Genomic DNA, 21,818 nt, shown 5'->3' with positions numbered 1-21,818 from the left:
CCAGGAGGGCGGCGAAAGGACGGCTGCTCTGTGGTGCTCGGTCGTCGCCGCAAGGCATGAAGCTGTTATTGCGTTGCTCTTGTACTGGCTCACGCGTCATGAAGGCCGGATGGCTTGAGGGAGACATCGCAACATCCGTACCGCTTTCCTGGTAAATGTTAACTAGCTGATACAAAAGGATTTTTATAGATGGCTGCGGGCGTTGTGCTGCTGAGGCAGCAGTCCATGCTGGGACGTCGCTGCCTGGGCAGCAACGAGTCAGCAGGCCCCGAGGCTTTCGTCGCAGTGCCGCTGGAACGCAATGTGCAGCTGTTAAGCTGTGCCCTTGAACGACCTGGAGTTGGCAATGAATACGCTCTTGCCGGAGCAACCCCTGCAACGCTTCCCGCGTAACCAGCGCGGCCGCGATTTCGTGGTGGGAGATGTGCACGGCCATTTCGAATTGCTGCAGCGTCTGCTCGATCAGGTCGGATTCGATCCGGCCGCCGACCGCCTGTTCGCCGCCGGCGATCTGGTCGATCGCGGGCCCTATTCGCCGCAGGTGCTCGACTGGCTGGCCAAGCCCTGGTTCGCCTCGGTGCGCGGCAACCACGAGCAACTGGTGATCGACGTGGTACTGGCCGGCGATGACCGCGACCTGCACTTCCGCAATGGTGGCACCTGGCTCTACAAGCTCACGCCGGTGACCCGCGAGCGTATCGCCCGGCGGCTGCAGCAGTTGCCACTGGTGATCGAAGTCGAACTGGGGGAGGGCCGTCGCGTCGGCATCGTGCATGCCGAGGCGCCGGTCTCACCGGCCTTCCCCGACTGGGACAGCGGCGTCGCCGCGCTGGCCGGCGAGCTGGGTGAAACCGCCCGGCGCAACGCCGTCGGCCTCGCGATGTGGGCACGCACGCGCATCGAGAAGGAAGACGCCACGGTCATTGCCGGGCTGGAGCGCCTGTATGTCGGCCATACCGCGCAGAACGCCGTGCGCCCGCTGGGCAACACCCACTACATCGACACGGGCAGCGGTTATGCCGATGGTTGCCTGAGCATCGTCGACATGCATAGCGGCGAAGTGGAAACGGCGGCCGCGCGCTGAGCGGCCGCCGGGGCGGTCACTCGCCGCGGATGTACTGTTCCAGTTGCTGGATCAGCTCGGCCTGTTCGGCGATGGCGGCCTTCACCAGGTCGCCGATGGACAGCAGCCCCAGCAGCTCGCCGTTCTCCACCACCGGCAGGTGGCGCAGGTGGCGCTCGGTCATGATGCCCATGCACTTGTCGACGTTCAGGTGGGTGTCCACGGTGATCACCGGTGCGGTCATCACCGCGCTGACCGGCGTGTTTTCAGAATTGCGCCCCTGGAGCGCCAGGCGCCGGGCGTAGTCGCGCTCACTGAAGAAGCCGACCAGTTGGTTGGCCTCCACCACCGGCAGGCCGCCGAGGTTCTTCTCCGCCATCAGGCGCAGTGCATCGATCACCAGCGCATCCGGGGCGATGGTGTAAACCTGCTGGTCCGCCTTTGCGTTCAACAGCTGAGCCACAGTCTTCATTCCTACCCCCTGTTCGTCGTTCACGGCGCGATGCCCGTGGTTCATAGAGAATCGTGGACGAATCGCGATCCGGCAAGGCCGCAAAGCGCCGTCCGCCGTCACGGGAGCGTCATGCCCCCGCGGCGCGACTTATACTGTGATTCCCTTCCTTGTTTCCCCCCACGAAAGACCGGCCATGACTGACGACGACCTCGACCTTCACGAACCCGAACACGACCACCTGCTGGACCTCGACGACGACCTCGATGGCCTGCTGGAGGAAGATGCCGCGTTCTTCGAGGACCCGCCCGGCAATCACGAGGAGGAGGACGGGGACGCGGAGGAATACCAGCCGGGCCTGGACGAGGACTGGTAGAGGACTGACCTTCGGACGATATCCGGGCGTCATGATTGGCTGGCAGAATGCTGGCCAGACAATAAAGAGAAAGCACCATGCGCAACGTCACGCTCGCCCTGGCCGTTTCCCTGCTCTGTGGATGTTCTTCGGACGTCCGCCGGGATGACCGCACCGCGCCCATTTCCCTCTACCGCGACACCCGCCACGTGATGGTGGTGAACTTCCAGCCCGACGCCACGGTGGCGGCCAACCCGCGCTGGGGCGTATTGAAGGCCAGCTGGCGCGAGGCGCTGCGCGACGAGGCCGGCTCGGCGGACTACCAACTCACCGAGCAGGACGGCGAACCGCGCGCCACCGATACCCTGTCCACCCTGGTGGTGATCGAGGTCGGCTCCGGCCACAACGCCAACAACCGTCCCGGCAGTGGCGACGAGGAGTGGATCACCTCCACCGTGCGCTACCACGACGGCCTGACAGGCCAGTTGCTCGCCTCGCGCCGCTATGAAAGCGAAGCCGACGGCGACCTGTTCACCTCGATGGGCTCCTCGGAAGTCAGTGCGGTGTCTGAACAGATTGTCGGCGAGATCACCAGCGCGCTGCTGGTCGCCCGTCCGTCCCGCAGCCTGCCGGCGCCACTGCCCGCCACCAGGCCAGCGCAGCCGCCCGAAGCGGTCCCGCAGCCGGTGTCCCCGACAGCCGCGGAAACCGTTGCCCACGTTTCCGGCCCACTGAGTCAGGAACAGCAACTGATGGAGTTGCAGCGGCGCAACCTGCCCTACGAGCAATACCGCGACGAGTACCGGCGGATCATGGGGCACTGACTGCCCCTGAGCCGCAGGGCGAGTTATCGCGGCTGCTAGAACCAGCCCCCGCTCGATAACTCCTGTTCGCAGCTCTTGTATTGGACGCCATACAGCGAGGCGCGCGCCTGGACCTTCTGGGACACCGTCTTCAGCCACGGCTTGGCGTCGTAGCTGCGCTGGCGATAGCCGCCCCAGCCCTCGTGATAGTTCAGGTACTGGCCGTAGGCATCCCACTTGGAAACGCGGTTCACGTTGTAGGTCTTGTTCATGTACCAGCCCATGAAGTCCAGCGCATCGGCGAAGTCGTCGCGGTCGGCGCCCCATCCACCGGCCTCCTTCTTGTAGTCGGCCCAGGTCTCGTCCTTGGCCTGGGCGTAGCCGTAGGCGGAACTGACGCGGCCCCAGGGAATGAAACCGAGGAAGTAGTAACGCGGTGGCAGGGCGTCGTGCTTGAAGGAGGACTCCTGGTACATCATCGCCATCGGCACCTGGACGGTGCCGCCCCAGCGCTTTTGCACCTGCAGCGCCGCTTCGTGCCATTTCGGCTTTTCGCGGAATATCTCGCAGAGGTTTTCGGGGTTCGCCGGCGGTTTGGTGGCGCACCCGGCAAGGGCCAGGAGCAGGGCGGGCAGCAGAAGCCGGAGCATGGGCGGTTTGTCCTTTTCGCGCGCGATGGCGCAAGGCTTATACAGCCTCTGGTGGCGAAGAGGAATCGTCCGGCGTCGAGGGTTCCTGGCCGTGAAGGCCATCGGCCGGCCTGGCCTGCGTGGTGCTTGCCGGCAGAAACAGAAAAGCCCGCTCAGGGCGGGCTTTTCGGGTGGTTTCGCCGGCTGTCGGCGGCAGTCGCGAAACGGAGGATGGCGCACCAGGCGGGATTCGAACCCACGACCCCTGCCTTCGGAGGGCAGTACTCTATCCAGCTGAGCTACTGGTGCGTAATGCCGCGGCTGGCGCGGCAGGCGGCAATCATACGCATCTCACGTGCGGGCGTCCAATGCAGGTACGCTCGTTCATGATATCGAACGAGAACAGCCGCCTGTCGGTAGAAAACCTCCGAAAACCGGTTGCGAGCGGATACCATCGTGGGTTTTGTCGAACAAGCTATTGCCCTTTGCAGTCGACGGCCCTAGGATTCGTTTGAGATTTCAAACGCCTCCCCATCACAACAACAGGAGACCGGAGCATTGGCATCACACCAGCCGGCCATCAGCCTGCGGGATGACAGTCTTCCGTTGCACCCACCGCATGTCCCTTGTGACAGGTCTCCGTGCGGCTTCCGTCGATCAGCGTACCGGAAGGTTGTAGGGCAGTCGTACTCCTGGGCCGAGCCCGGGAACCTGTGCGTGAACGAGTTCAACCAGACCGGGCAATGACCCCGGCCTGCGTTTTTTCGTGTCCGCATGCCGAGCGAACTAAGAGCCGTTCGCCGGGCGCCGCCTCCAGGCTGAGGCGGCATTCGCCTGCCGCGTCGATACTGAGCGGCCGGGGCGAATGAACGGCAGAGACTGCGGTCTCTCCCATCCAGACAACAAGGCAGGCGGGGACTCCAGGTCGACCCGCCGTCCACAGGCTTTCCTCGAAAGGAGACAGGTCATGCAACTCAATGATGCCAAGCTGTTCCGCCAACAGGCTTACATTGACGGTTCCTGGGTCGACGCCGACAACGGCAAGACCATCAACGTGAACAACCCGGCCACCAACGAGATCATCGGCACCGTGCCGAAGATGGGTGCCGACGAAACTCGTCGCGCCATCGAAGCTGCCGACAAGGCCCTGCCGGCCTGGCGTGCGCTGACCGCCAAGGAACGCGCCAACAAGCTGCGCAAATGGTTCGACCTGATGATCGCCAACCAGGACGACCTGGCCCGCCTGATGACCATCGAGCAGGGCAAGCCGCTGGCCGAAGCCAAGGGCGAGATCGCCTACGCCGCCTCCTTCCTCGAGTGGTTCGGCGAAGAAGCCAAGCGCATCTACGGCGACACCATTCCGGGCCACCAGCCCGACAAGCGCATCATCGTGATCAAGCAGCCGATCGGCGTGACCGCGGCCATCACCCCGTGGAACTTCCCGTCCGCAATGATCACCCGTAAAGCCGGCCCGGCCCTGGCCGCTGGCTGCACCATGGTGCTCAAGCCTGCTTCGCAAACCCCGTACTCCGCCCTGGCCCTGGCCGAGCTGGCCGAGCGCGCCGGTATTCCGAAAGGCGTGTTCAGCGTCGTCACCGGCAGCGCCGGCGAAGTCGGCGGTGAGCTGACCAGCAACCCGATCGTGCGCAAGCTGACCTTCACCGGTTCCACCGAGATCGGTCGCCAGCTGATGGCCGAATGCGCCAAGGACATCAAGAAAGTGTCCCTGGAGCTGGGCGGCAACGCTCCGTTCATCGTGTTCGACGATGCCGACCTGGACGCCGCCGTCGAAGGCGCGCTGATCTCCAAGTACCGCAACAACGGCCAGACCTGCGTCTGCGCCAACCGCCTGTACGTTCAGGACGGCGTGTACGACGCCTTCGTCGAGAAGCTGAAGGCCGCCGTGGCCAAACTGAACATCGGCAACGGCCTGGAGCAGGGCGTCACCACCGGCCCGCTGATCGATTCCAAGGCGGTCGCCAAGGTCGAAGAGCACATCGCCGACGCCGTCTCCAAGGGCGCCAAGGTCCTCACCGGCGGCAAGCCGCACGCCCTGGGTGGCACCTTCTTCGAGCCGACCATCCTGGTCGACGTGCCGAAGTCCGCCCTGGTATCCAAGGACGAGACCTTCGGCCCGCTGGCGCCGGTGTTCCGCTTCAAGGACGAGGCTGAAGTCATCGCCATGTCCAACGACACCGAGTTTGGCCTGGCTTCGTACTTCTACGCTCGCGACCTGGCCCGCGTGTTCCGCGTCGCCGAGCAGCTGGAATACGGCATGGTAGGTATCAACACCGGCCTGATCTCCAACGAAGTGGCGCCGTTCGGCGGCATCAAGGCCTCGGGCCTGGGCCGCGAAGGTTCGAAGTACGGCATCGAGGACTACCTCGAAGTCAAATACCTCTGCCTCGGCGGTATCTGATCCGTTTTTTCCGTGGGCGCGGGGTGGCAGGCAAGAGCTGACAGCCACCCTCGCGTCGGCGTTTTCCGGTGGTAGCACCGGACAACCCGTCCGGCGGGCCGCAAGTGCCACGACAGTCGATCATCGTATGCTGTCGTGCGTGGCTTCTCCCCGCTTTCATCCTTTGATCCGGTCGCCCGATGAGCGGCCACTGAGGAAGCTATGAGCAAAACCAACGAATCCCTGCTGCAACGTCGTCAGGCCGCCGTACCGCGCGGTGTAGGCCAGATCCACCCGGTCGTCGCCGAGCGCGCCGAGAACTCCACCGTGTGGGACGTCGAAGGTCGTGAGTACATCGACTTCGCCGGCGGCATTGCCGTACTGAACACCGGCCACCTGCACCCGAAAGTGGTTGCCGCCGTTCAGGAACAGCTGACCAAGCTGACCCACACCTGCTTCCAGGTGCTGGCGTACGAGCCCTACATCGAGCTGGCCGAAGAGATCGCCAAGCGCGTTCCGGGCAATTTCCCGAAGAAGACCCTGCTGGTCACCTCCGGCTCCGAAGCTGTTGAAAACGCCGTCAAGATCGCCCGTGCCGCCACCGGCCGCGCTGGCGTGATCGCCTTCACCGGCGCCTACCACGGCCGTACCATGATGACCCTGGGCCTGACCGGCAAGGTCGTTCCGTACTCCGCTGGCATGGGCCTGATGCCGGGCGGCATCTTCCGCGCCCTGGCTCCGTGCGAACTGCACGGCGTGAGCGAAGACGAGTCGATCGCCAGCATCGAGCGCATCTTCAAGAACGACGCTCAGCCGCGCGACATCGCAGCCATCATCATCGAGCCGGTTCAGGGCGAAGGTGGCTTCTACGTCAACTCCAAGGCCTTCATGCAGCGCCTGCGCGCCCTGTGCGACGAGCACGGCATCCTGCTGATCGCTGACGAAGTGCAGACTGGCGCTGGTCGTACCGGCACCTTCTTCGCCACCGAGCAACTGGGCATCGTTCCGGACCTGACCACCTTCGCCAAGTCCGTTGGCGGTGGTTTCCCGATCTCCGGTGTTTCCGGCAAAGCCGAAATCATGGACGCCATCGCTCCCGGCGGCCTGGGCGGCACCTACGCCGGTAGCCCGATCGCTTGCGCCGCGGCCCTGGCCGTGCTGAAAGTGTTCGACGAAGAGAAGCTGCTGGAGCGTTCGCAAGCCGTTGGCGAGAGCCTGAAGGCGGGTCTGCGCGACATCCAGGCCAAGCACAAGGTCATCGGCGACGTTCGTGGCCTGGGTTCGATGATCGCCATCGAGCTGTTCGAAGGCGGTGATCACAACAAGCCGGCCGCTGAACTGGTCAGCAAGATCGTGGTTCGTGCCCGTGAGAAAGGTCTGATCCTGCTCTCCTGCGGTACCTACTACAACGTGATCCGCTTCCTGATGCCCGTCACCATCCCTGACGCGCAGCTGGAAAAAGGCCTGGCCATTCTGGCCGAGTGCTTCGACGAACTGGCCTGAGCCTCGCTGCTCTAACCGTTCTAGAGAAAGGCCCGCGCAAGCGGGCCTTTTTTGTGCATTTTTTGTGTGAAGTGTCCGGCGAAGTTGAGGGTGCGCAGGGGAAAGCTCGTGGGCTTTGAACTACGCTGCGCTGTATCCGAAGGCCGCTGGCCGGCGGCATCCGAAGGACCGAGCACTCGGCAAGGAAGGCTCAGGATCGGTTGTTTCCGCTCGCGACGGCATACGTCCCGAACGAGGTGCGATCCATGAGCGATTCGCCTGGCGTACTGGTCGCTGCCAGCGACCCGTGGAGCCGCGAGCTGCTCGGCCAACTGGTGCTGAGCGTGCGTTGCGACGCGAAAGTCGAATTCTGCGAGGACGGTGATACGGCCATCGAGTCCTGCCGCCGCCATCCCTTTGCGCTGATCCTCGCCGAGCGCGAGCTACCCGGCAGCGACGGCCTGGAATTGCTGCGCCACGTGCGCCTGCGCCGCCGCGGGCCGCTCGCCCAGCCGTTCATCCTGATCAGCTCCAAGGCCGATGCCGCCAGCGTGCGCGCCGCCCTGCCGCTAGCGCCCACGGCCTACCTGGTCAAGCCCTTCAACGCCGAGAGCCTGCGCGAACGCCTGCGCGCGCTGCTGCTGGCACCGGGCGAAAACGTCGTCTGCGAACTGCCGACGCTGGAGCAGAGCCTGTCGCTGGAACGCTTCCTGCAGACCGAGCGCGACGCCACCGAGGGCGCGCCGCTGATGGGCGAGGTCGGTGCGGCAGTGAACCGCTGCATGGAGGCCAGCGAGATCAACCTGGAGATGCTCGAACGGGACTTCGGGCACGATCCGCAGATCACCGCCTGCCTCATCTCGGCCGCTAACAGCGCCGCGCGGCATGTCGGCATGCCCTGTCAGACACTGATGCAGGCGCTGTCGCGCCTGGGCGTGGCGCAGGCGCTGAACCTGATGCTGGCGGTGGCGCTGCAGCGCGCCTCGACCCTCGATGACCCGCTGCTCAAGGAGCGCGCCGAGCGCTTCTGGGAGCTTTCCCGGCATACCGCCGACGCCGCGTTTGCGCTGGCCGAGTCACTGGGCGCGGACGCCGAGCGTTGCTTCACCGCGGGCTTGCTGCACTGCCTGGGCGACCTTGCACTGCTGCGCAGCCTGCAGGACTGGCATAGCGCCGGTGGCGAGCTGAGCGAAGCGGAAGTGGATAAGGTCGTGAAAGAGCATGGCGCGAGCTTCGGTTCCGCTCTGCGTACCCGTTGGCGCCTGCCGCTGGAACTGCGCAGCCTGATTGCCGCCGCTTACGCCATCGAGCACGGGGTGTTCAGCCGCGAGGCGCTGATCGTCAACCTGGCCGCGAGCGCGGCGCGGCTGCCGGAAGATGAACTGCCCGGGCTCAAGGACCACAAGGCCGCGCGCATGCTGCAGCTGACGCCGGCACAGTTGGGCTATCTGGGGCGGACCTGAGCAATCAGGACTGCGTGTAGTAGTACTTCTTCGCCCAGGCATACGGGCGCTGCCGTTCGGCGCACCAGGCGGCAAAGTCGCCTTCGGGTTGCGCCGAGTAGGTCAGCCAGTCATCCAGCAGGGCTGATAGCTGCACGCCTTCCTCGACTTGGCGGGCAAACGGGCTGGCGTCGGGAGCTTCGTTGATCAGTCGGGCCGCGAGGTCGAGCGCTTCGCGCGCCTCGGCCGGCTCGCCGATGAAGAAGCCTTCGTCCAGGTGGTGCGTGGCGTAATCCGCAGCGCCCAGGGCGAAATCGATCAATCGGAAGCGGACTGCGACATCTTCGGGGCGAGCCGCCAGCGCCCGGCGCAGGAGGTCGCCATCGTTCTGCAGAAGTCCCAGCCAGCGCAACGGGGCATGGGCCGTCGGTTCGCTGTCGATCCAGGCTTGCAGTGTGGGAAAGAGGAAGCGCGCGAGCAATGGCTGGGCGAGGAACTGGTGGGCTTCGCGGGTCTGGCTGTGCAGCGTGAGTATCTGCAGGCTCAGTTCGCGGGCGGATTGGGAATCGGGAGCAGGGGCATTGCGCAGAAATCCTTCGAGGGCGGCAAATGCCTCCCGGCGTACGCCTCGGCTGCGGGCGCGGGCGTAGTCCGCCAGCGCCTGCAGGCCGGGAAGGCCCGCCAGTTCATCGGCGAGCCGTTCCAGTCCTTCGAAGTTTTCCTGGTTCCAGAAGTGCACGAGGTGCTGTGCTTAGCGCGCGGCCAGCAGTTCCTTGCCGCGTACCACGGCGGCGCGGACCTGGTTAGGTGCGGTGCCGCCGATGTGGTCGCGGGCGTTCACCGAGCCTTCCAGGGTCAGCACGGCGAACACGTCGTCATCGATCTGGTCGCTGAACTGGCGCAGCTCGTCCAGGCTCATCTCGGCCAGGTCCTTGCCGCTGTCCACGCCGTACTTCACGGCGTGGCCGACGATTTCGTGGCAGTCACGGAACGGCAGGCCACGGCGCACCAGGTAGTCGGCCAGGTCGGTGGCGGTGGAGAAGCCACGGCGGGCCGCTTCGCGCATGATGTCGCGCTTGGGCTTGATCGCCGGAACCATGTCGGCAAAGGCACGGAGGCTGTCGCGCAGGGTGTCGGCGGCGTCGAACAGCGGTTCCTTGTCTTCCTGATTGTCCTTGTTGTAGGCCAGTGGCTGGCCCTTCATCAGGGTCAGCAGGCCGGCGAGGTGGCCGAACACGCGGCCGGACTTGCCACGCACCAGCTCCGGGACGTCCGGGTTCTTCTTCTGCGGCATGATCGAGGAGCCGGTGCAGAAGCGGTCGGGCAGGTCGATGAACTGGAACTGCGCGCTGGTCCAGAGCACCAGCTCTTCGGAGAAGCGCGACAGGTGCATCATCGCCACGGCGGCGGCGGCGCAGAATTCGATGGCGAAGTCACGGTCGGACACGCCGTCCAGCGAGTTGCCGGAGATCGCTTCGAATCCCAGCAGTTCGCAGGTGATGGTCCGGTCGATCGGGTAGGTGGTGCCCGCCAGCGCGGCGCTACCCAGAGGCATGCGGTTGGCGCGCTTGCGGCAGTCCACCAGGCGCTCGTAGTCGCGGCTGAGCATTTCGAACCAGGCCAGCAGGTGGTGGCCGAAGGTCACAGGCTGAGCAGTCTGCAGATGGGTGAAGCCGGGCATGATGGTGTCGGCTTCGGCTTCCGCCAGGCCCAGCAGGCCCTGCTGCAGGCGGGTGATCTCGGCGAGGATCAGGTCGATCTCGTCGCGCAGCCACAGGCGGATGTCGGTGGCCACCTGGTCGTTGCGCGAACGGCCGGTGTGCAGCTTCTTGCCGGTGACGCCGATGCGGTCGGTGAGGCGCGCCTCGATGTTCATGTGCACGTCTTCCAGGTCGACACGCCAGTCGAAGGTGCCGGCCTCGATCTCGCTCTGGATCTGCTTGAGCCCGTCGATGATGGTGTCGCGTTCGGCGTCGCTCAGCACGCCGACCTTGGCCAGCATGGTGGCGTGGGCCATGGAACCCATGATGTCGTGGCGGTAGAGGCGCTTGTCGAAGTCGACGGAGGCGGTGAAGCGGGCGACAAAGGCATCGACGGGCTCGCTGAAACGGCCGCCCCAGGACTGGTTGGTCTTCTCTACGCTCATGGATCTCTCTTCCGGAAACGGGCAGGCGCGGCGTGCGGCCTGCATGAAGGGCAAAGTGCGACGATAATAGCAGGCTGAAGGACAAAACCGGCGGCGCTTTGGCGGGTTGCGGCGGGGGAGCGGGGGGCCGATTGCCGCGGGTGACCGAGCCGATCCTTGCGCTGGCCGACAATTCCAGCGTTTTGCCATCACGCGGCGCTTGCCGCCATGCAGGCGCTTACGGAAACTGCGTCGATGCCCAGATTGACGAAGACCGGCGACCAGCCGGCGCCCAACGAAGATTTCTTCATCCCCGAACTCTGCCAGCCCGAGGCGCTGTTCAGCCTGGTGCTGCTCGCTGAGTTGCTGGTGCTCGTGCTGGTACTCGCCGAGCCGATGACACCCAGCTTCAATTGGGTGCGGCTGGCCCTATCCTCGCTGTTCGTGCAGTGGATCGTGCTGCTCTCGGCCGGCCTGCTGTGCCAGTTGCGGCCTTTCATGGCGCGCTGGCCGGCGTGGTTCTCCGGTCTGCTCAGTTGTGCGCTGGTGGTCCTGCTGACGCTGGCTTGCACCTGGGTGGCGGATTATTTCTCCCTCGGCGGGCCGATGAACCGCACCGGTGAGGTCAATCTCTACCTGCGCCATGCATTGATTGCGCTCATCATGTCCACGCTGTTGCTACGCTATTTCTATCTCCAGAGCCAATGGCGACGGCAGCAGCAGGCTGAGTTGCGGGCGCGGATCGAATCGCTGCAGGCGAGAATCCGTCCGCATTTCCTGTTCAACAGCCTTAACAGCATCGCCAGCCTGATCGAGATCGACCCGGCCAAGGCCGAGCTGGCGGTGCTGAATCTTTCGGACCTTTTCCGCGCCAGCCTGGCCAAACCTGGAACATTAATTTCCTGGGGAGAGGAACTTGAGCTGGCCAGACGCTATCTTTCCATTGAGCAGTTCCGTCTTGGCGATCGGTTGCAGATGGACTGGCAAGTGAGCGGCGTGCCCGATGGCGTGCCGATTCCCCAGTTGACGCTGCAGCCGTTGCTTGAGAACTCATTGATTTATGGCATCCAGCCGCGCATCGAAGGCGGTCTGGTGAAAGTTGAGGCGGAATACCGTGACGGTGTGTTCCAGCTCTGCGTGAGCAACCCGTACGACGAATCGACCGAGACGCTGCCCACGAAGGGGACCAAGCAGGCCCTGCAGAATATTGCGGCGCGACTTGCGGCACTTTTCGGGCCAAAAGCTAGTCTCACCGTCGAGCGCCGTGACGGACGGCACTTCACCTGTCTACGCTATCCATGTGCGCGTCTCATGCAGGAAGCCTGAGCTTATGAATGTCCTGATCGTCGATGACGAACCACTGGCGCGAGAGCGCCTGGCCCGGCTGGTGGGGCAACTGGACGGCTATCGCGTCCTCGAGCCATCCGCCAGCAACGGCGAAGAAGCGCTGACGCTGATCGACAGCCTGAAGCCGGATATCGTCCTGCTGGATATCCGCATGCCCGGCCTGGACGGGCTTCAGGTGGCCGCCAAGCTGTGCGAGCGCGAAGCCCCTCCGGCGGTGATTTTCTGTACCGCCCATGATGAATTCGCCCTGGAGGCGTTTCAGGTCAGTGCGGTCGGCTACCTGGTCAAGCCGGTCCGCAGCGAGGATCTGGCAGACGCCCTGAAGAAAGCTTCGCGGCCCAACCGCGTGCAGCTGGCGGCGCTGACCAAGCCCCCGGCCGCCGGCGGTCCCGGCCCGCGCAGCCACATCAGTGCGCGGACTCGCAAAGGGATCGAGCTGATTCCGCTGGAAGACGTGATCTTTTTCATCGCCGACCACAAATACGTGACCCTGCGCCACGCGGGCGGTGAAGTGCTGCTGGATGAACCGCTGAAGGCGCTGGAGGACGAGTTCGGTGACCGCTTCGTGCGTATCCACCGCAACGCGCTGGTTTCCCGCGAACGCATCGAACGCCTGCAGCGCACCCCGCTAGGGCACTTCCAGCTGTACTTGAAAGGACTCAATGGCGATGCGCTGACCGTCAGCCGCCGCCATGTCGCCGGCGTGCGGCGACTCATGCATAACCTGTAGCGACACAGTGCCGCAGCGACTGAAGCCCGGGGGGCAGCCCCCGGGCTTTTCGTTTGCTTGAGCTGTTATCATGCGGGCACTTTCTTGCACGCTTCCTTTGCCTGGAAATGCCCATGTCTCGCGAAATCCGTATCGCCACGCGCCAGAGCGCCTTGGCACTCTGGCAGGCCGAATACGTCAAAGCCCGCCTGGAGCAGGCCCACCCCGGCCTGACCGTGACCCTCCTGCCGATGACCAGCCGCGGCGACAAGCTGCTGGATGCGCCGCTGGCGAAAATCGGCGGCAAGGGCCTGTTCGTCAAGGAACTGGAAACCGCCCTGCTGGAGAATGAAGCGGACATCGCCGTGCACTCCATGAAGGACGTGCCGATGGACTTCCCCGAAGGCCTGGGCCTGTATTGCATCTGCGAACGTGAAGACCCGCGCGACGCCTTTGTCTCCAACACCTATGCGAGCCTTGACGACCTGCCTGCCGGCAGTGTGGTCGGCACTTCCAGCTTGCGCCGCCAGGCCCAACTGCTGGCCAGCCGGCCGGACCTGCAGATCCGCTTCCTTCGCGGCAACGTCAACACCCGCCTGGCCAAGCTCGATGCCGGCGAATACGACGCGATCATCCTTGCTGCCGCCGGTCTGATCCGCCTCGGTTTCGAAGACCGCATCCGTTCTTCCATCAGCGTTGAAGCCAGTCTTCCGGCAGGCGGCCAGGGAGCGGTGGGCATCGAGTGCCGTACCGCCGACGCAGAAGTCCACGCCCTGCTGCAGCCGCTGCATCACCGTGAGACCGCCCTGCGTGTCACCGCCGAGCGCGCGCTGAACAAGCGCCTCAATGGCGGCTGCCAGGTACCCATCGCCTGCTACGCCACCCTCGAGGGCGATCAGTTATGGCTGCGTGGCCTGGTCGGCCAGCCCGACGGCACCGAACTGCTGCGCGCCGAAGCCCGTGCGCCCTTCGCCGAAGCCGAAACCCTCGGCGTGAAGGTCGCGGAAGACCTGCTGGGCCAGGGAGCCCAGGAAATCCTCGACGCGGTCTACGGCGAGGCCGGTCACTCGTGAGCCGCTGGCGGCTGCTGCTGACCCGTCCCGAAGAGGATTGCGCGGCGCTCGCCGCCACCCTCGCCGAACATGGCATTCACGGCGACTGCCTGCCTTTGCTGTCGATCACGCCGCGCGAAGAGACTCCCGTCGAGCGCAGCCTGATCCTTGACCTGGACCGCTACTGCGCGGTTATCGTGGTCAGCAAGCCCGCGGCGCGCTTGGGCCTGGAGCGGCTCGACCGCTACTGGCCGCAACCGCCGCTGACCCAGCGCTGGTTCACCGTGGGCGCCGCCACGGCGGCTATCCTCGAAGACTACGGTCTGGATGTGGTCTGCCCGCAGGACGGCGACGACAGCGAAGCCCTGCTGGCGCTGCCAGAGTTCGAGCAGGCCCTGCAGGTGCATGATCCGAAGGTGCTGATCATGCGCGGCGAGAGTGGCCGAGAATTCCTTGCCGAGCGCCTGCGCGGCCAAGGCGTGGCGGTTGACTATCTGGAACTCTACCGGCGCGAAATGCCGGCTTACCCTCCGGGCGAACTGCTGCGGCGAATCCAGGGGGAGCGTTTGAACGCCATCGCGGTCAGTAGTGGGCAGGGCCTCGAGCACCTGCGCCAGCTGGCGGCGGCGGATTGGCCGCAAGTCAGTGCCATGCCGTTGTTCGTGCCCAGCCCGCGGGTGGCTGAGCAGGCGCGGGAGATGGGGGCGCTGCACGTAATCGATTGCCGGGGCGCAAGCCCGGCGGCATTAATGGAAGCGTTGAGAAGCGCCGACTAGAACAATTTCCGAGCGAAGGATGGATCTGTGAGCGAAGCCGTCACTCCCCAAGAGACTTCACCAACATCGTCCAGTCCGGCCCCCGTGCCGGCCCCGCGCAAGCGCGGCACGGGCATCGCCCTGCTGGCCCTGCTGGCCCTGCTGGTCGGCGCCGCCGGCCTCGCCGCCGGTGGCTGGGGTGTCTGGCAGGTCCAGCAGCTCAAGGGCGCCGAGCAGCAGCGTGCCGCGCAACTGGAAGATGCCCGTGCCCAGGCGCAGGGCCTACAGAACGCCAACGCGGAGCTGAACAAGCGCCTGGATACCCTGCCCAACGCCGACGAGCTCGAAGCCCGCCGCCGCCTCGTGGTGGAGCTACAGGGCGACCAGCAGCAGCTGGCCAAGCAGGTCAAGCGGGTCCTGGGGCAGAGTCGCCAGCAGTGGCGCCTGGCTGAATCCGAACACCTGCTGCGCCTCGCCGCGCTGCGCCTTTCCGCACTGCAGGACATCGACAGCGCCACCGAGCTGGTCCAGGGTGCCGACGATATCCTTCGCGTGAACAATGATCCGGGGGCGTTCGCTGCCCGCGCGCAATTGGCCAAGAGCCTCGAGGCGCTGCGCGCGCTGCCGCGTCCGGATCGCACCGGGCTGTTCCTGCAGCTGGGTGCGCTGCGCGACCAGGCTGCGCAGCTGCAACCGCTGAACCCCGCCTTCAAACCTTCCGACACCGGGAGCGGCCCGAAAACCGCCTGGAGCGACGGCAATGATCGCTGGAGCGAGTGGTGGGATCGCGTCTCGCAATACGTGCGCATCGATTTCAACGCCGGGCAGGACATCCGCCCGCTGCTTTCCGGCCAGCAGCTGGACCGCGTCCGCTTCGCCCTGAGCCTCGCCCTCGAACAGGCGCAGTGGGCCGTGCTGAACGGCAAGCAGGAGGTCTACGAACAGGCGCTGAAACAGGCCAAGCAGATAGTCGGCGACTTCTTCAACGCCGACCTCGCCGACAGCCGTGCGCTGGTCGCGCGCCTGGATGAGCTGAGCGGCCAGGCCGTCACCGTGCAGACGCCGGACCTCGGCCCGGCCCTGAGTTCGCTGCAGGCCTACCTGTCGCGCCGCGAGAATGCGGTGCAGCAGCAGGAGGCGGTGGCGCCCGACGCGGGGACCCAGCCATGAGCCGCGTCTATGTCCTGATCCTTGCCGTGGTCCTGGCGGCGACCCTGGTCGGGCTGGCCATCGCCGAGCAGTCCGGCTACGTGCTGATCGCCTACAAGAGCTTCCGTTACGAATCCAGCCTGTGGACCTTCCTCGCACTGCTGGTGGTGCTCTGGGTGATCTACCTCGTCGTGCGCCTGGTGTTGCGCCTGCTGGGCGTGTCCGGCCGCGTGGTGAACCCCTGGTCGCGCTTCAACCGTCGCCGCCGTTCGCAACTGGCCGAGGAGCACGGCCAGCGTGATCTCGCCGAAGGCCACTGGGCGCAGGCGCTGCGTCACCTGCGTCGTGCTGCCGAGCTGAGCGATCGCCCACTGCCGCATTACCTGGGCGCCGCCCGCGCGGCTAACGAGCTGGGCAAGACCGAAGAATGCGACGAACTGCTGGACCGCGCCCAGGAGCGCGAGCCCGGCTCCGAACTTGCGGTAGGCCTGACCCGTTCCCAACTGCTGATCAATCGTGGCGACTTCACCCGCGCCCGCGTGGTGTTGGACAAGCTGCACCAGGATCATCCACGTCATCCGACCGTCCTGCGCCTGCTCCAGCAGCTCTACGTCAGCCTCCATGACTGGCAAGCCCTGTGCGTATTGCTGCCCGAACTGCGCAAGGAGCGCGTGCTGCAGAACGCCGAGCTGGCGGACCTGGAGCGCCGCACCTGGATGGCCGCGCTGGGCGAGGCGGGCGAGCAGGGCATCGGCCAGGGGGAAAGCAGTCTGCAGCCGCTGACCCAGCGCTGGCAGAACGTGCCGTCGAACTTGCGTGCGCAACCGCCGCTGGTAGCGGCGTACGCCGAACAGTTGCTGCGTCTGGGCGCGCCAGAAGAGGCTGAGGACGTGCTGCGCAAGGCGCTCAAGGAAGGCTACGACAGCCGTCTGGTGCACTTGTATGGCCGCGCCCGTGGTCGCGATGGCGCGCACCAGTTGAAGACTGCCGAAGGCTGGCTGAAGCAGCATGGCGACGATCCCGAGCTGCTGCTGACCCTCGGCCGCCTGAGCCTGCAAAACAAACTGTGGGGCAAGGCGCGCGAGTACCTGGAGGCCAGTCTGGCGCGCCAGCGCAGCGCGGAAACCTGCGCCGAGCTGGCGCGCCTGCTGGCGCAGCTGGGTGAAGTGGAGCGGAGCAATCAGCTGTTCCAGGAGGGCCTGGGTCTGCTGGCTCCGCCGGTCTCACTGCCGGCGGCCGCGCGCGCCTGATCGCGTTGCTCGAAGTGAAAACGGCGCCCCTGGGCGTCGTTTTCGTTTTCAGGGTTTGCTGTAGCTAATGCGATAGATCGCACCGTTCTGATCATCGCTGACCAGCAGCGAGCCGTCCGGTGCCACCAGTACGTCCGCCGGCCTCCCGCTGACTCCGCCATTCTTGTCGAGCCAGCCTTCGGCGAACACACTCTGGCGCTTCAGCGTGCCGTCCTCGTTGAGCTCGATCCGCGCAACGCGATAGCCGATCTTCTGCGTGCGGTTCCACGACCCGTGCTCGGCGATGAACAGGTTGTTGCGGTACTCGGCGGGGAACTGCTCACCCGTATAGAAACGCAGCCCCAACGCGGCGACGTGCGGGCCCAGCCTGGCCACTGGCGGAGTGAAGGCAGAGCAGGGTTTCCTACCCTCTTCAGGATCGGCGATGTCGCCCTGGTGACAGTCGGGATAGCCGAAGTCCTCGCCCAGCTTGCTGACCTTGTTCAGCTCGTCATCGGGCTTGTCGTCGCCGAGCATGTCGCGTCCGTTGTCGGTGAACCACAGTTGCCTGGTCTGCGGGTGCCAGGTGAAGCCGACCGTATTGCGGATGCCGTAGGCGACCACTTCCCGCGCGCTGCCGTCGGCGTTCATGCGCTGCAGGTTGGCGTACTGGTTGCGGTCTGGGCGGCAGATGTTGCACGGCGCGCCGACCGGCACATAGAGCTTGTCGTCCGGGCCAAAGGCGATGAATTTCCAGCCATGTGCGGTTTCCTTCGGAAACTGCGCCGGCAGTTCCTCGGCCCTGGGCGGGGCGTCCAGGTGCGCTTCGATGTCGCGCAGCACGACGATGCGGTTGATCGACGACACGTACAGGTCGCCCTTGTGGAAGGTCACGCCCACGGGCATCTGCAAACCATTGGCGAGCGCTTTTACCCGGCCGTCGGGCTTCACCGCATAGACCTTGTCCGCGGAGCGGCTACCCACGAACAGCGTGCCCTTTTCGCCCCAGGCCATGGCGCGGGTGCCCGGCACCTGGTCGGTGAGCAGGCTGATGTGGAAGCCGTCAGGGAGTCGAATCTGGCTGAGGTCAGTGGCGGCTATGGCCGGTGCTGCTGTCAGGGAAAGCAGCGAGCAAAGTAGGAAATGACGACGCATGGCAGGAATTCCCGGATGAGTGCCACGGCCAGTCTAGACACTCGTCTTGAACTGATCGCCGTGTTTCCACTACCGTAGCGGCCTTTCGTGCAACAGCGCTTTTCAGCGGAGCCGCCATGAACCTGGCCAGCCCTCGTTCCCTGTTCTTCCTCGCTTTCCTCGCCTGCGTCGCCTTGCTTGGCACCGGCTTCTACCTGCAGTACGTGGTCGGACTGGAGCCTTGCCCGCTGTGCATCCTGCAGCGCATCTTCTTCGCCGGTTGCGGTCTGTTCTCGCTGATCGCCGCGCTGCACGGTCGTGCGCCGCGCGTGTACTCGGTTCTGATCCTGCTCAGCGCCCTGGGTGGCGCTGGCACTGCGGGTCGTCAGCTTTGGCTGCAGACCCTGCCGCCGGACCAACTGCCGTCCTGCCTGCCGCCGCTGGATTTCATGCTCGAGAGCATGCCCTACACGCAGATCCTCTACACCATGTTCCACGGTTCGGCCGACTGCGCCGAGGTCACCTGGACGCTGCTCGGCATGAGTATCGCGGAGTGGAGCCTGCTGGCCTTCGTCGGTTATGCCCTGTTCGCCATCGTGCAGTTCTTCCGCCGCCGCGGCTGAGCGTCGCATCTCAATTCGCCATGGTCTGCGCCTCTTCGGCGCAGGCCAGAGGCGTCGCGGTCTGTCGATTAAACGCTCGTATGAATTTTCCCGTTGCCGGTGTCTTGAAGGCGATAACGGGCGGGCATACTCTGGTTTTCCACTCCGTCGGAAAGCCGCCGCCGAACAAGCTTCATACATCGCGGACGTCGAGAATCGACAGAATATTGTCCCGGGGCGGACCTAGCCGGGACGGCGAAAGGGAAGTGAGGACAACATGCTCGAGAGCTGCCGTAATGCCCAGGAACGTTGGGGAGGCGTACACCAGCTGATCGACCGCTGGTTGCGGGATCGACATGAGTTGGTCCGGGCATTCGATTCCCTGGACGGTGTCCAGGCGCCGAAGACCAACGCCGAAAACCTCCAGAGCTTCTGCCAGCTCCTGCTCGACTACGTGTCGGCGGGACACTTCGAAGTGTACGAACAACTGATGAACGAGGCGCAGGCCTTCGGTGATACGCGCGGCCTTGAACTGGCCAAGCAGATCTACCCGCGCCTGGAGACCATCACGGCCAACGCGCTGAACTTCAACGACCGCTGCGACAACGGCGATTGCCGCGAAGGCACTTGCCTTACCAGTGAACTGAAGAGCCTGCGCCAGCAACTGCACGAACGCTTCGAATTGGAAGACTGCCTGATCGAAGTGCTGCACAACTCCCATGAGCAGAAAGCCGTTACGGCCTGAGTGAAGGGACTTCCGACAACGGCGCGAGCGCTTGAAGCACTCGCGCCGTTTTCGTTTGTGTTGAGTCCGTGTCGTTCATGCCTATCGCGGACGGAGCTTCAGGACCACAGGAGTGGACTCTGTCCGCGATGTTTCGATCTTCGCGCTCTGAGCGCGCCGTGCTAAAAAACTCACGCCGTTCGGCAGCTTGCAGCTGTGCTCTCGCCGTCTTTTTCGCGTGATGAATCGCTGCTGAAAATGGGCCGCAACGAAGGCTGTGAACGGGGGCTCGCAAGAGCATTTCCACAGTGCCGCGACCTTGTTTCTCGCGTCGTGCTGACGCGCCTCGAACGACTGCCAGTCCGCCTTCCTCAAGACTGCTGCGTGTTGTGCAAAAGGCTCTGCGACGGGCTTTTTCGGCTAACTCTGGAAATTTATTTTTCACCCGCAAACGCACACGCCACGGGCGTTTGCGCTGCCTGGCCGATTGCGCCAACGGAACCAAGTGCTCGGGGCAGCGTCATTGAGTGAGTGAAAAAACGCGCCTTCGCGCACTGCTGAAAACCTCTGAAGCCAATGCCTGCTGCGGCCTGCAGCACAATAGGGACATTGGCGAGAGGCCATCAGCGGGGCTAGTATGGGCGCAACCACGTCCGCCAGGAGGCACGTCATGTCGGCCAACAAGAAACCCGTCACTACCCCTCTGCACCTGCTGCACCAGTTGTCCAACAGTCTGATCGAACACCTCGAAGGTGCCTGCAAGCAGGCGCTCGTCGATTCCGAAAAGCTGCTCGCCAAGCTCGAGAAACAACGCGGCAAGGCTCAGGAGAAGCTGCACAACGCACGCACCAAGCTGCAGGACGCGACCAAGGCCGGCAAGGCGAAAGCGCAGGCCAAGGCCAAGTCGAGCATCGCTGAGCTCGATGGCGTGCTGGATGTTCTGAAGAGCCGCCAGACTGAAACCCGTGCCTACATCGCCAACCTCAAGCGCGATGTGCAGGAGAGCCTGAAGCTCGCCCAGGGCGTGACCAAGGTGAAGGAAGCCGCTGGCAAGTCCCTGGCAACCCGCAAACCGGTCGCTGCCGCAAAACCGGTTGCCAAGGCCGCTGCCAAACCTGCTGCTAAACCGGCCGTGAAAGCTGCCGCCAAGCCTGTCGCCAAAGCCGCTGCTAAACCCACAGCCAAGCCTGCTGCGAAGCCGGTTGCCAAGGTTGCCGCTGCCAAGCCTGCTGCCGCGAAAGCTGCTGCCAAACCTGCAGCCAAACCAGCTGCCAAGGCTGCAGCCAAACCAGCCGCCAAGCCTGCTGCAAAACCTGCAGCCAAGCCGGCCGCCAAGACTGCTGCTGCCAAGCCCGCCGCCAAGCCCGCCGCTAAACCGGCTGCGAAGCCTGCTGCGAAAGCCGCCGCCAAGCCGGCAGCCAAACCCGCTGCCAAGCCTGCTGCCGCTGCTGCAAAACCGGCCGCTAAACCGGTTGCGAAGCCTGCTGCGAAAGCCGCTGCCAAGCCCGCCGCTAAACCGGCTGCGAAGCCTGCTGCGAAAGCCGTTGCCAAACCCGCCTCGAAGCCGGCCGCCAAGCCTGCTGCCGCCAAGCCCGCCGCTAAACCGGCTGCCAAGCCTGCCGCGAAGCCCGCTGCCGCAGCCAAGCCCGCCGCTAAACCGGCTGCCAAACCGGCCGTGAAAGCCGCAGCCAAGCCTGCTGCAAAACCTGCAGCCAAACCGGCTGCGGCCAAGCCTGCCGTCGCTGCCAAACCGGCCGCTCCGGCTGCCCCGAGTGCACCGGCTGCCCAGCCGAGCACTCCGGCCGCTACCCCGGTTGCCAGCACCACTCCGGCACCGGCTGCTCCGGCCAGCAGCAACTCCTCCAGCGCTTCCTAAGGCTCAGGAGAGGCTCGCCGCGGTGCGCAGGGTTTCCCGCGCATCGCGGCGCAAGCCGCCCGCTTCGCCTGCCGCGGCCTCCAGCCAGCGCGCCAGATCCTCCGCTTCACCCCGTGGCCAATCCTGCGCCACCATCTCCAGTCTCCCCAGCAGCACCTGTTCTGCTTCCAGTTCGAGCTGCTTGATCCGTTCCCTCAGCGGCGCCAGCTGCGTATCCTGCTTCGCCGATTCTCGCCAGCGCTGACGCAGCGAACGCAAAGGCACAATCACCTCTTCACGCCATCCCTGCGCGGTGCCTTCCAGCTCGCTCATTCGCGACGTTTCGAAGGCCACGCCAGTGCTGCCCAGCCACGCCGACGCGAGCAGCAGACAGGCATCCGCGCCGCCTTCCTGCAGGGACAGGCAAGCCGCCTCAATCCCAGGGCGGGCGTAGAGTTTCAGCGCATACGACCAGACATCATCAGACATAGAGCACCCACAGCGATTGCCAGGC

21 protein-coding genes and 1 tRNA gene are annotated in these 21,818 nt (G+C 65.0%); 15 read left to right on the top strand and 7 right to left on the bottom strand.

The features are described from left to right. Positions 1-346: 346 nt before the first annotated feature. Positions 347-1,084 (top strand): metallophosphoesterase, encoded by a 738-nt coding sequence (locus tag IB274_RS12775; protein ID WP_192432330.1) that lies wholly within the window; start codon positions 347-349, stop codon positions 1,082-1,084. A gap of 16 nt (positions 1,085-1,100) precedes the next feature. On the opposite strand, the gene IB274_RS12770 is transcribed toward IB274_RS12775, so the two are convergent. Beyond that, complete coding sequence (locus IB274_RS12770; protein ID WP_192432329.1) at positions 1,101-1,535, bottom strand: CBS domain-containing protein; 435 nt, start codon at positions 1,533-1,535, stop codon at positions 1,101-1,103. A gap of 175 nt (positions 1,536-1,710) precedes the next feature. Here IB274_RS12770 and IB274_RS12765 point away from each other — a divergent pair, with 175 nt between their 5' ends. Together IB274_RS12765 and IB274_RS12760 are read left to right on the top strand one after the other, a co-directional pair. Then, on the top strand, positions 1,711-1,890 hold the full coding sequence (locus IB274_RS12765; RefSeq protein ID WP_192432328.1) for a hypothetical protein: 180 nt from the start codon (positions 1,711-1,713) through the stop codon (positions 1,888-1,890). Positions 1,891-1,967: 77 nt separating this feature from the next. Continuing rightward, positions 1,968-2,693 (top strand): hypothetical protein, encoded by a 726-nt coding sequence (locus tag IB274_RS12760; protein WP_192432327.1) that lies wholly within the window; start codon positions 1,968-1,970, stop codon positions 2,691-2,693. 35 nt (positions 2,694-2,728) lie between these two features. Here the strand turns inward: IB274_RS12760 and IB274_RS12755 are convergent, their stop codons facing one another. Both IB274_RS12755 and IB274_RS12750 read right to left on the bottom strand, forming a co-directional pair. Then, positions 2,729-3,322, bottom strand: coding sequence for a hypothetical protein (locus IB274_RS12755; protein WP_318652871.1), 594 nt, complete (start codon positions 3,320-3,322; stop codon positions 2,729-2,731). Positions 3,323-3,533: 211 nt separating this feature from the next. Next, positions 3,534-3,610: transfer RNA gene (locus IB274_RS12750), tRNA-Arg, on the bottom strand. A 658-nt stretch (positions 3,611-4,268) separates the two neighbouring features. Between IB274_RS12750 and gabD the strand changes: the two genes are divergently transcribed. The 3 genes from gabD (at position 4,269) to IB274_RS12735 (ending at position 8,644) form a co-directional block, all read left to right on the top strand. After that, positions 4,269-5,720, top strand: coding sequence for an NADP-dependent succinate-semialdehyde dehydrogenase (gene gabD, locus IB274_RS12745; RefSeq protein ID WP_088415861.1), 1,452 nt, complete (start codon positions 4,269-4,271; stop codon positions 5,718-5,720). A 201-nt stretch (positions 5,721-5,921) separates the two neighbouring features. Next, entirely contained in the window at positions 5,922-7,202 is a 1,281-nt protein-coding gene (gene gabT / locus IB274_RS12740) for a 4-aminobutyrate--2-oxoglutarate transaminase (RefSeq protein WP_045213232.1), read from the top strand. 245 nt (positions 7,203-7,447) lie between these two features. Further along, positions 7,448-8,644, top strand: coding sequence for an HDOD domain-containing protein (locus IB274_RS12735; protein WP_192432326.1), 1,197 nt, complete (start codon positions 7,448-7,450; stop codon positions 8,642-8,644). Positions 8,645-8,648: 4 nt separating this feature from the next. On the opposite strand, the gene IB274_RS12730 is transcribed toward IB274_RS12735, so the two are convergent. Beyond that, on the bottom strand, positions 8,649-9,362 hold the full coding sequence (locus tag IB274_RS12730) for a hypothetical protein (RefSeq protein ID WP_192432325.1): 714 nt from the start codon (positions 9,360-9,362) through the stop codon (positions 8,649-8,651). A gap of 12 nt (positions 9,363-9,374) precedes the next feature. Then, the gene (gene argH / locus IB274_RS12725) at positions 9,375-10,769 is read right to left on the bottom strand and encodes an argininosuccinate lyase (RefSeq protein WP_192432324.1); all 1,395 of its coding nucleotides are present in this window, start codon (positions 10,767-10,769) and stop codon (positions 9,375-9,377) included. 234 nt (positions 10,770-11,003) lie between these two features. Here argH and IB274_RS12720 point away from each other — a divergent pair, with 234 nt between their 5' ends. The 6 genes from IB274_RS12720 (at position 11,004) to IB274_RS12695 (ending at position 17,010) form a co-directional block, all read left to right on the top strand. After that, positions 11,004-12,074, top strand: a complete 1,071-nt coding sequence (locus tag IB274_RS12720; RefSeq protein WP_192432323.1) for a sensor histidine kinase — start codon at positions 11,004-11,006, stop codon at positions 12,072-12,074. A gap of 4 nt (positions 12,075-12,078) precedes the next feature. Continuing rightward, positions 12,079-12,825, top strand: a complete 747-nt coding sequence (algR, locus tag IB274_RS12715; protein WP_017521347.1) for an alginate biosynthesis regulator AlgR — start codon at positions 12,079-12,081, stop codon at positions 12,823-12,825. Between the two features lie 113 nt (positions 12,826-12,938). Then, positions 12,939-13,877 (top strand): hydroxymethylbilane synthase, encoded by a 939-nt coding sequence (hemC, locus tag IB274_RS12710; protein ID WP_192432322.1) that lies wholly within the window; start codon positions 12,939-12,941, stop codon positions 13,875-13,877. Then, the gene (locus IB274_RS12705) at positions 13,874-14,632 is read left to right on the top strand and encodes a uroporphyrinogen-III synthase (protein WP_192432321.1); all 759 of its coding nucleotides are present in this window, start codon (positions 13,874-13,876) and stop codon (positions 14,630-14,632) included. The genes hemC and IB274_RS12705 overlap by 4 nt, the downstream gene beginning before the upstream one ends. Positions 14,633-14,659: 27 nt before the next feature. Then, positions 14,660-15,781 (top strand): uroporphyrinogen-III C-methyltransferase, encoded by a 1,122-nt coding sequence (locus IB274_RS12700; RefSeq protein WP_192432320.1) that lies wholly within the window; start codon positions 14,660-14,662, stop codon positions 15,779-15,781. Next, positions 15,778-17,010 (top strand): heme biosynthesis HemY N-terminal domain-containing protein, encoded by a 1,233-nt coding sequence (locus IB274_RS12695; RefSeq protein ID WP_192432319.1) that lies wholly within the window; start codon positions 15,778-15,780, stop codon positions 17,008-17,010. Before IB274_RS12700 ends, IB274_RS12695 begins: the two co-directional genes overlap by 4 nt. 48 nt (positions 17,011-17,058) lie before the next feature. On the opposite strand, the gene IB274_RS12690 is transcribed toward IB274_RS12695, so the two are convergent. Continuing rightward, positions 17,059-18,144 (bottom strand): PQQ-dependent sugar dehydrogenase, encoded by a 1,086-nt coding sequence (locus tag IB274_RS12690; RefSeq protein WP_192432318.1) that lies wholly within the window; start codon positions 18,142-18,144, stop codon positions 17,059-17,061. 116 nt (positions 18,145-18,260) lie between these two features. Between IB274_RS12690 and IB274_RS12685 the strand changes: the two genes are divergently transcribed. The 3 genes from IB274_RS12685 (at position 18,261) to IB274_RS12675 (ending at position 21,325) form a co-directional block, all read left to right on the top strand. After that, positions 18,261-18,746, top strand: a complete 486-nt coding sequence (locus tag IB274_RS12685; RefSeq protein ID WP_192432317.1) for a disulfide bond formation protein B — start codon at positions 18,261-18,263, stop codon at positions 18,744-18,746. Between the two features lie 256 nt (positions 18,747-19,002). Further along, positions 19,003-19,470: an Rsd/AlgQ family anti-sigma factor gene (locus IB274_RS12680; protein WP_045213212.1), complete on the top strand. Its 468-nt coding sequence runs from the start codon at positions 19,003-19,005 to the stop codon at positions 19,468-19,470. 649 nt (positions 19,471-20,119) lie between these two features. Then, positions 20,120-21,325, top strand: coding sequence for an AlgP family protein (locus tag IB274_RS12675; RefSeq protein WP_192432316.1), 1,206 nt, complete (start codon positions 20,120-20,122; stop codon positions 21,323-21,325). A 3-nt stretch (positions 21,326-21,328) separates the two neighbouring features. Here the strand turns inward: IB274_RS12675 and IB274_RS12670 are convergent, their stop codons facing one another. Beyond that, positions 21,329-21,793, bottom strand: a complete 465-nt coding sequence (locus tag IB274_RS12670; protein WP_192432315.1) for a TIGR02444 family protein — start codon at positions 21,791-21,793, stop codon at positions 21,329-21,331. Positions 21,794-21,818: the final 25 nt, after the last annotated feature.

It is taken from the genome of Pseudomonas sp. PDM18 (assembly GCF_014852585.1).
Lineage (GTDB): Bacteria > Pseudomonadota > Gammaproteobacteria > Pseudomonadales > Pseudomonadaceae > Pseudomonas.
The sequence above is the reverse complement of the archived record's forward strand: the minus strand, read 5'-3'. Positions and strand labels throughout refer to the sequence as shown.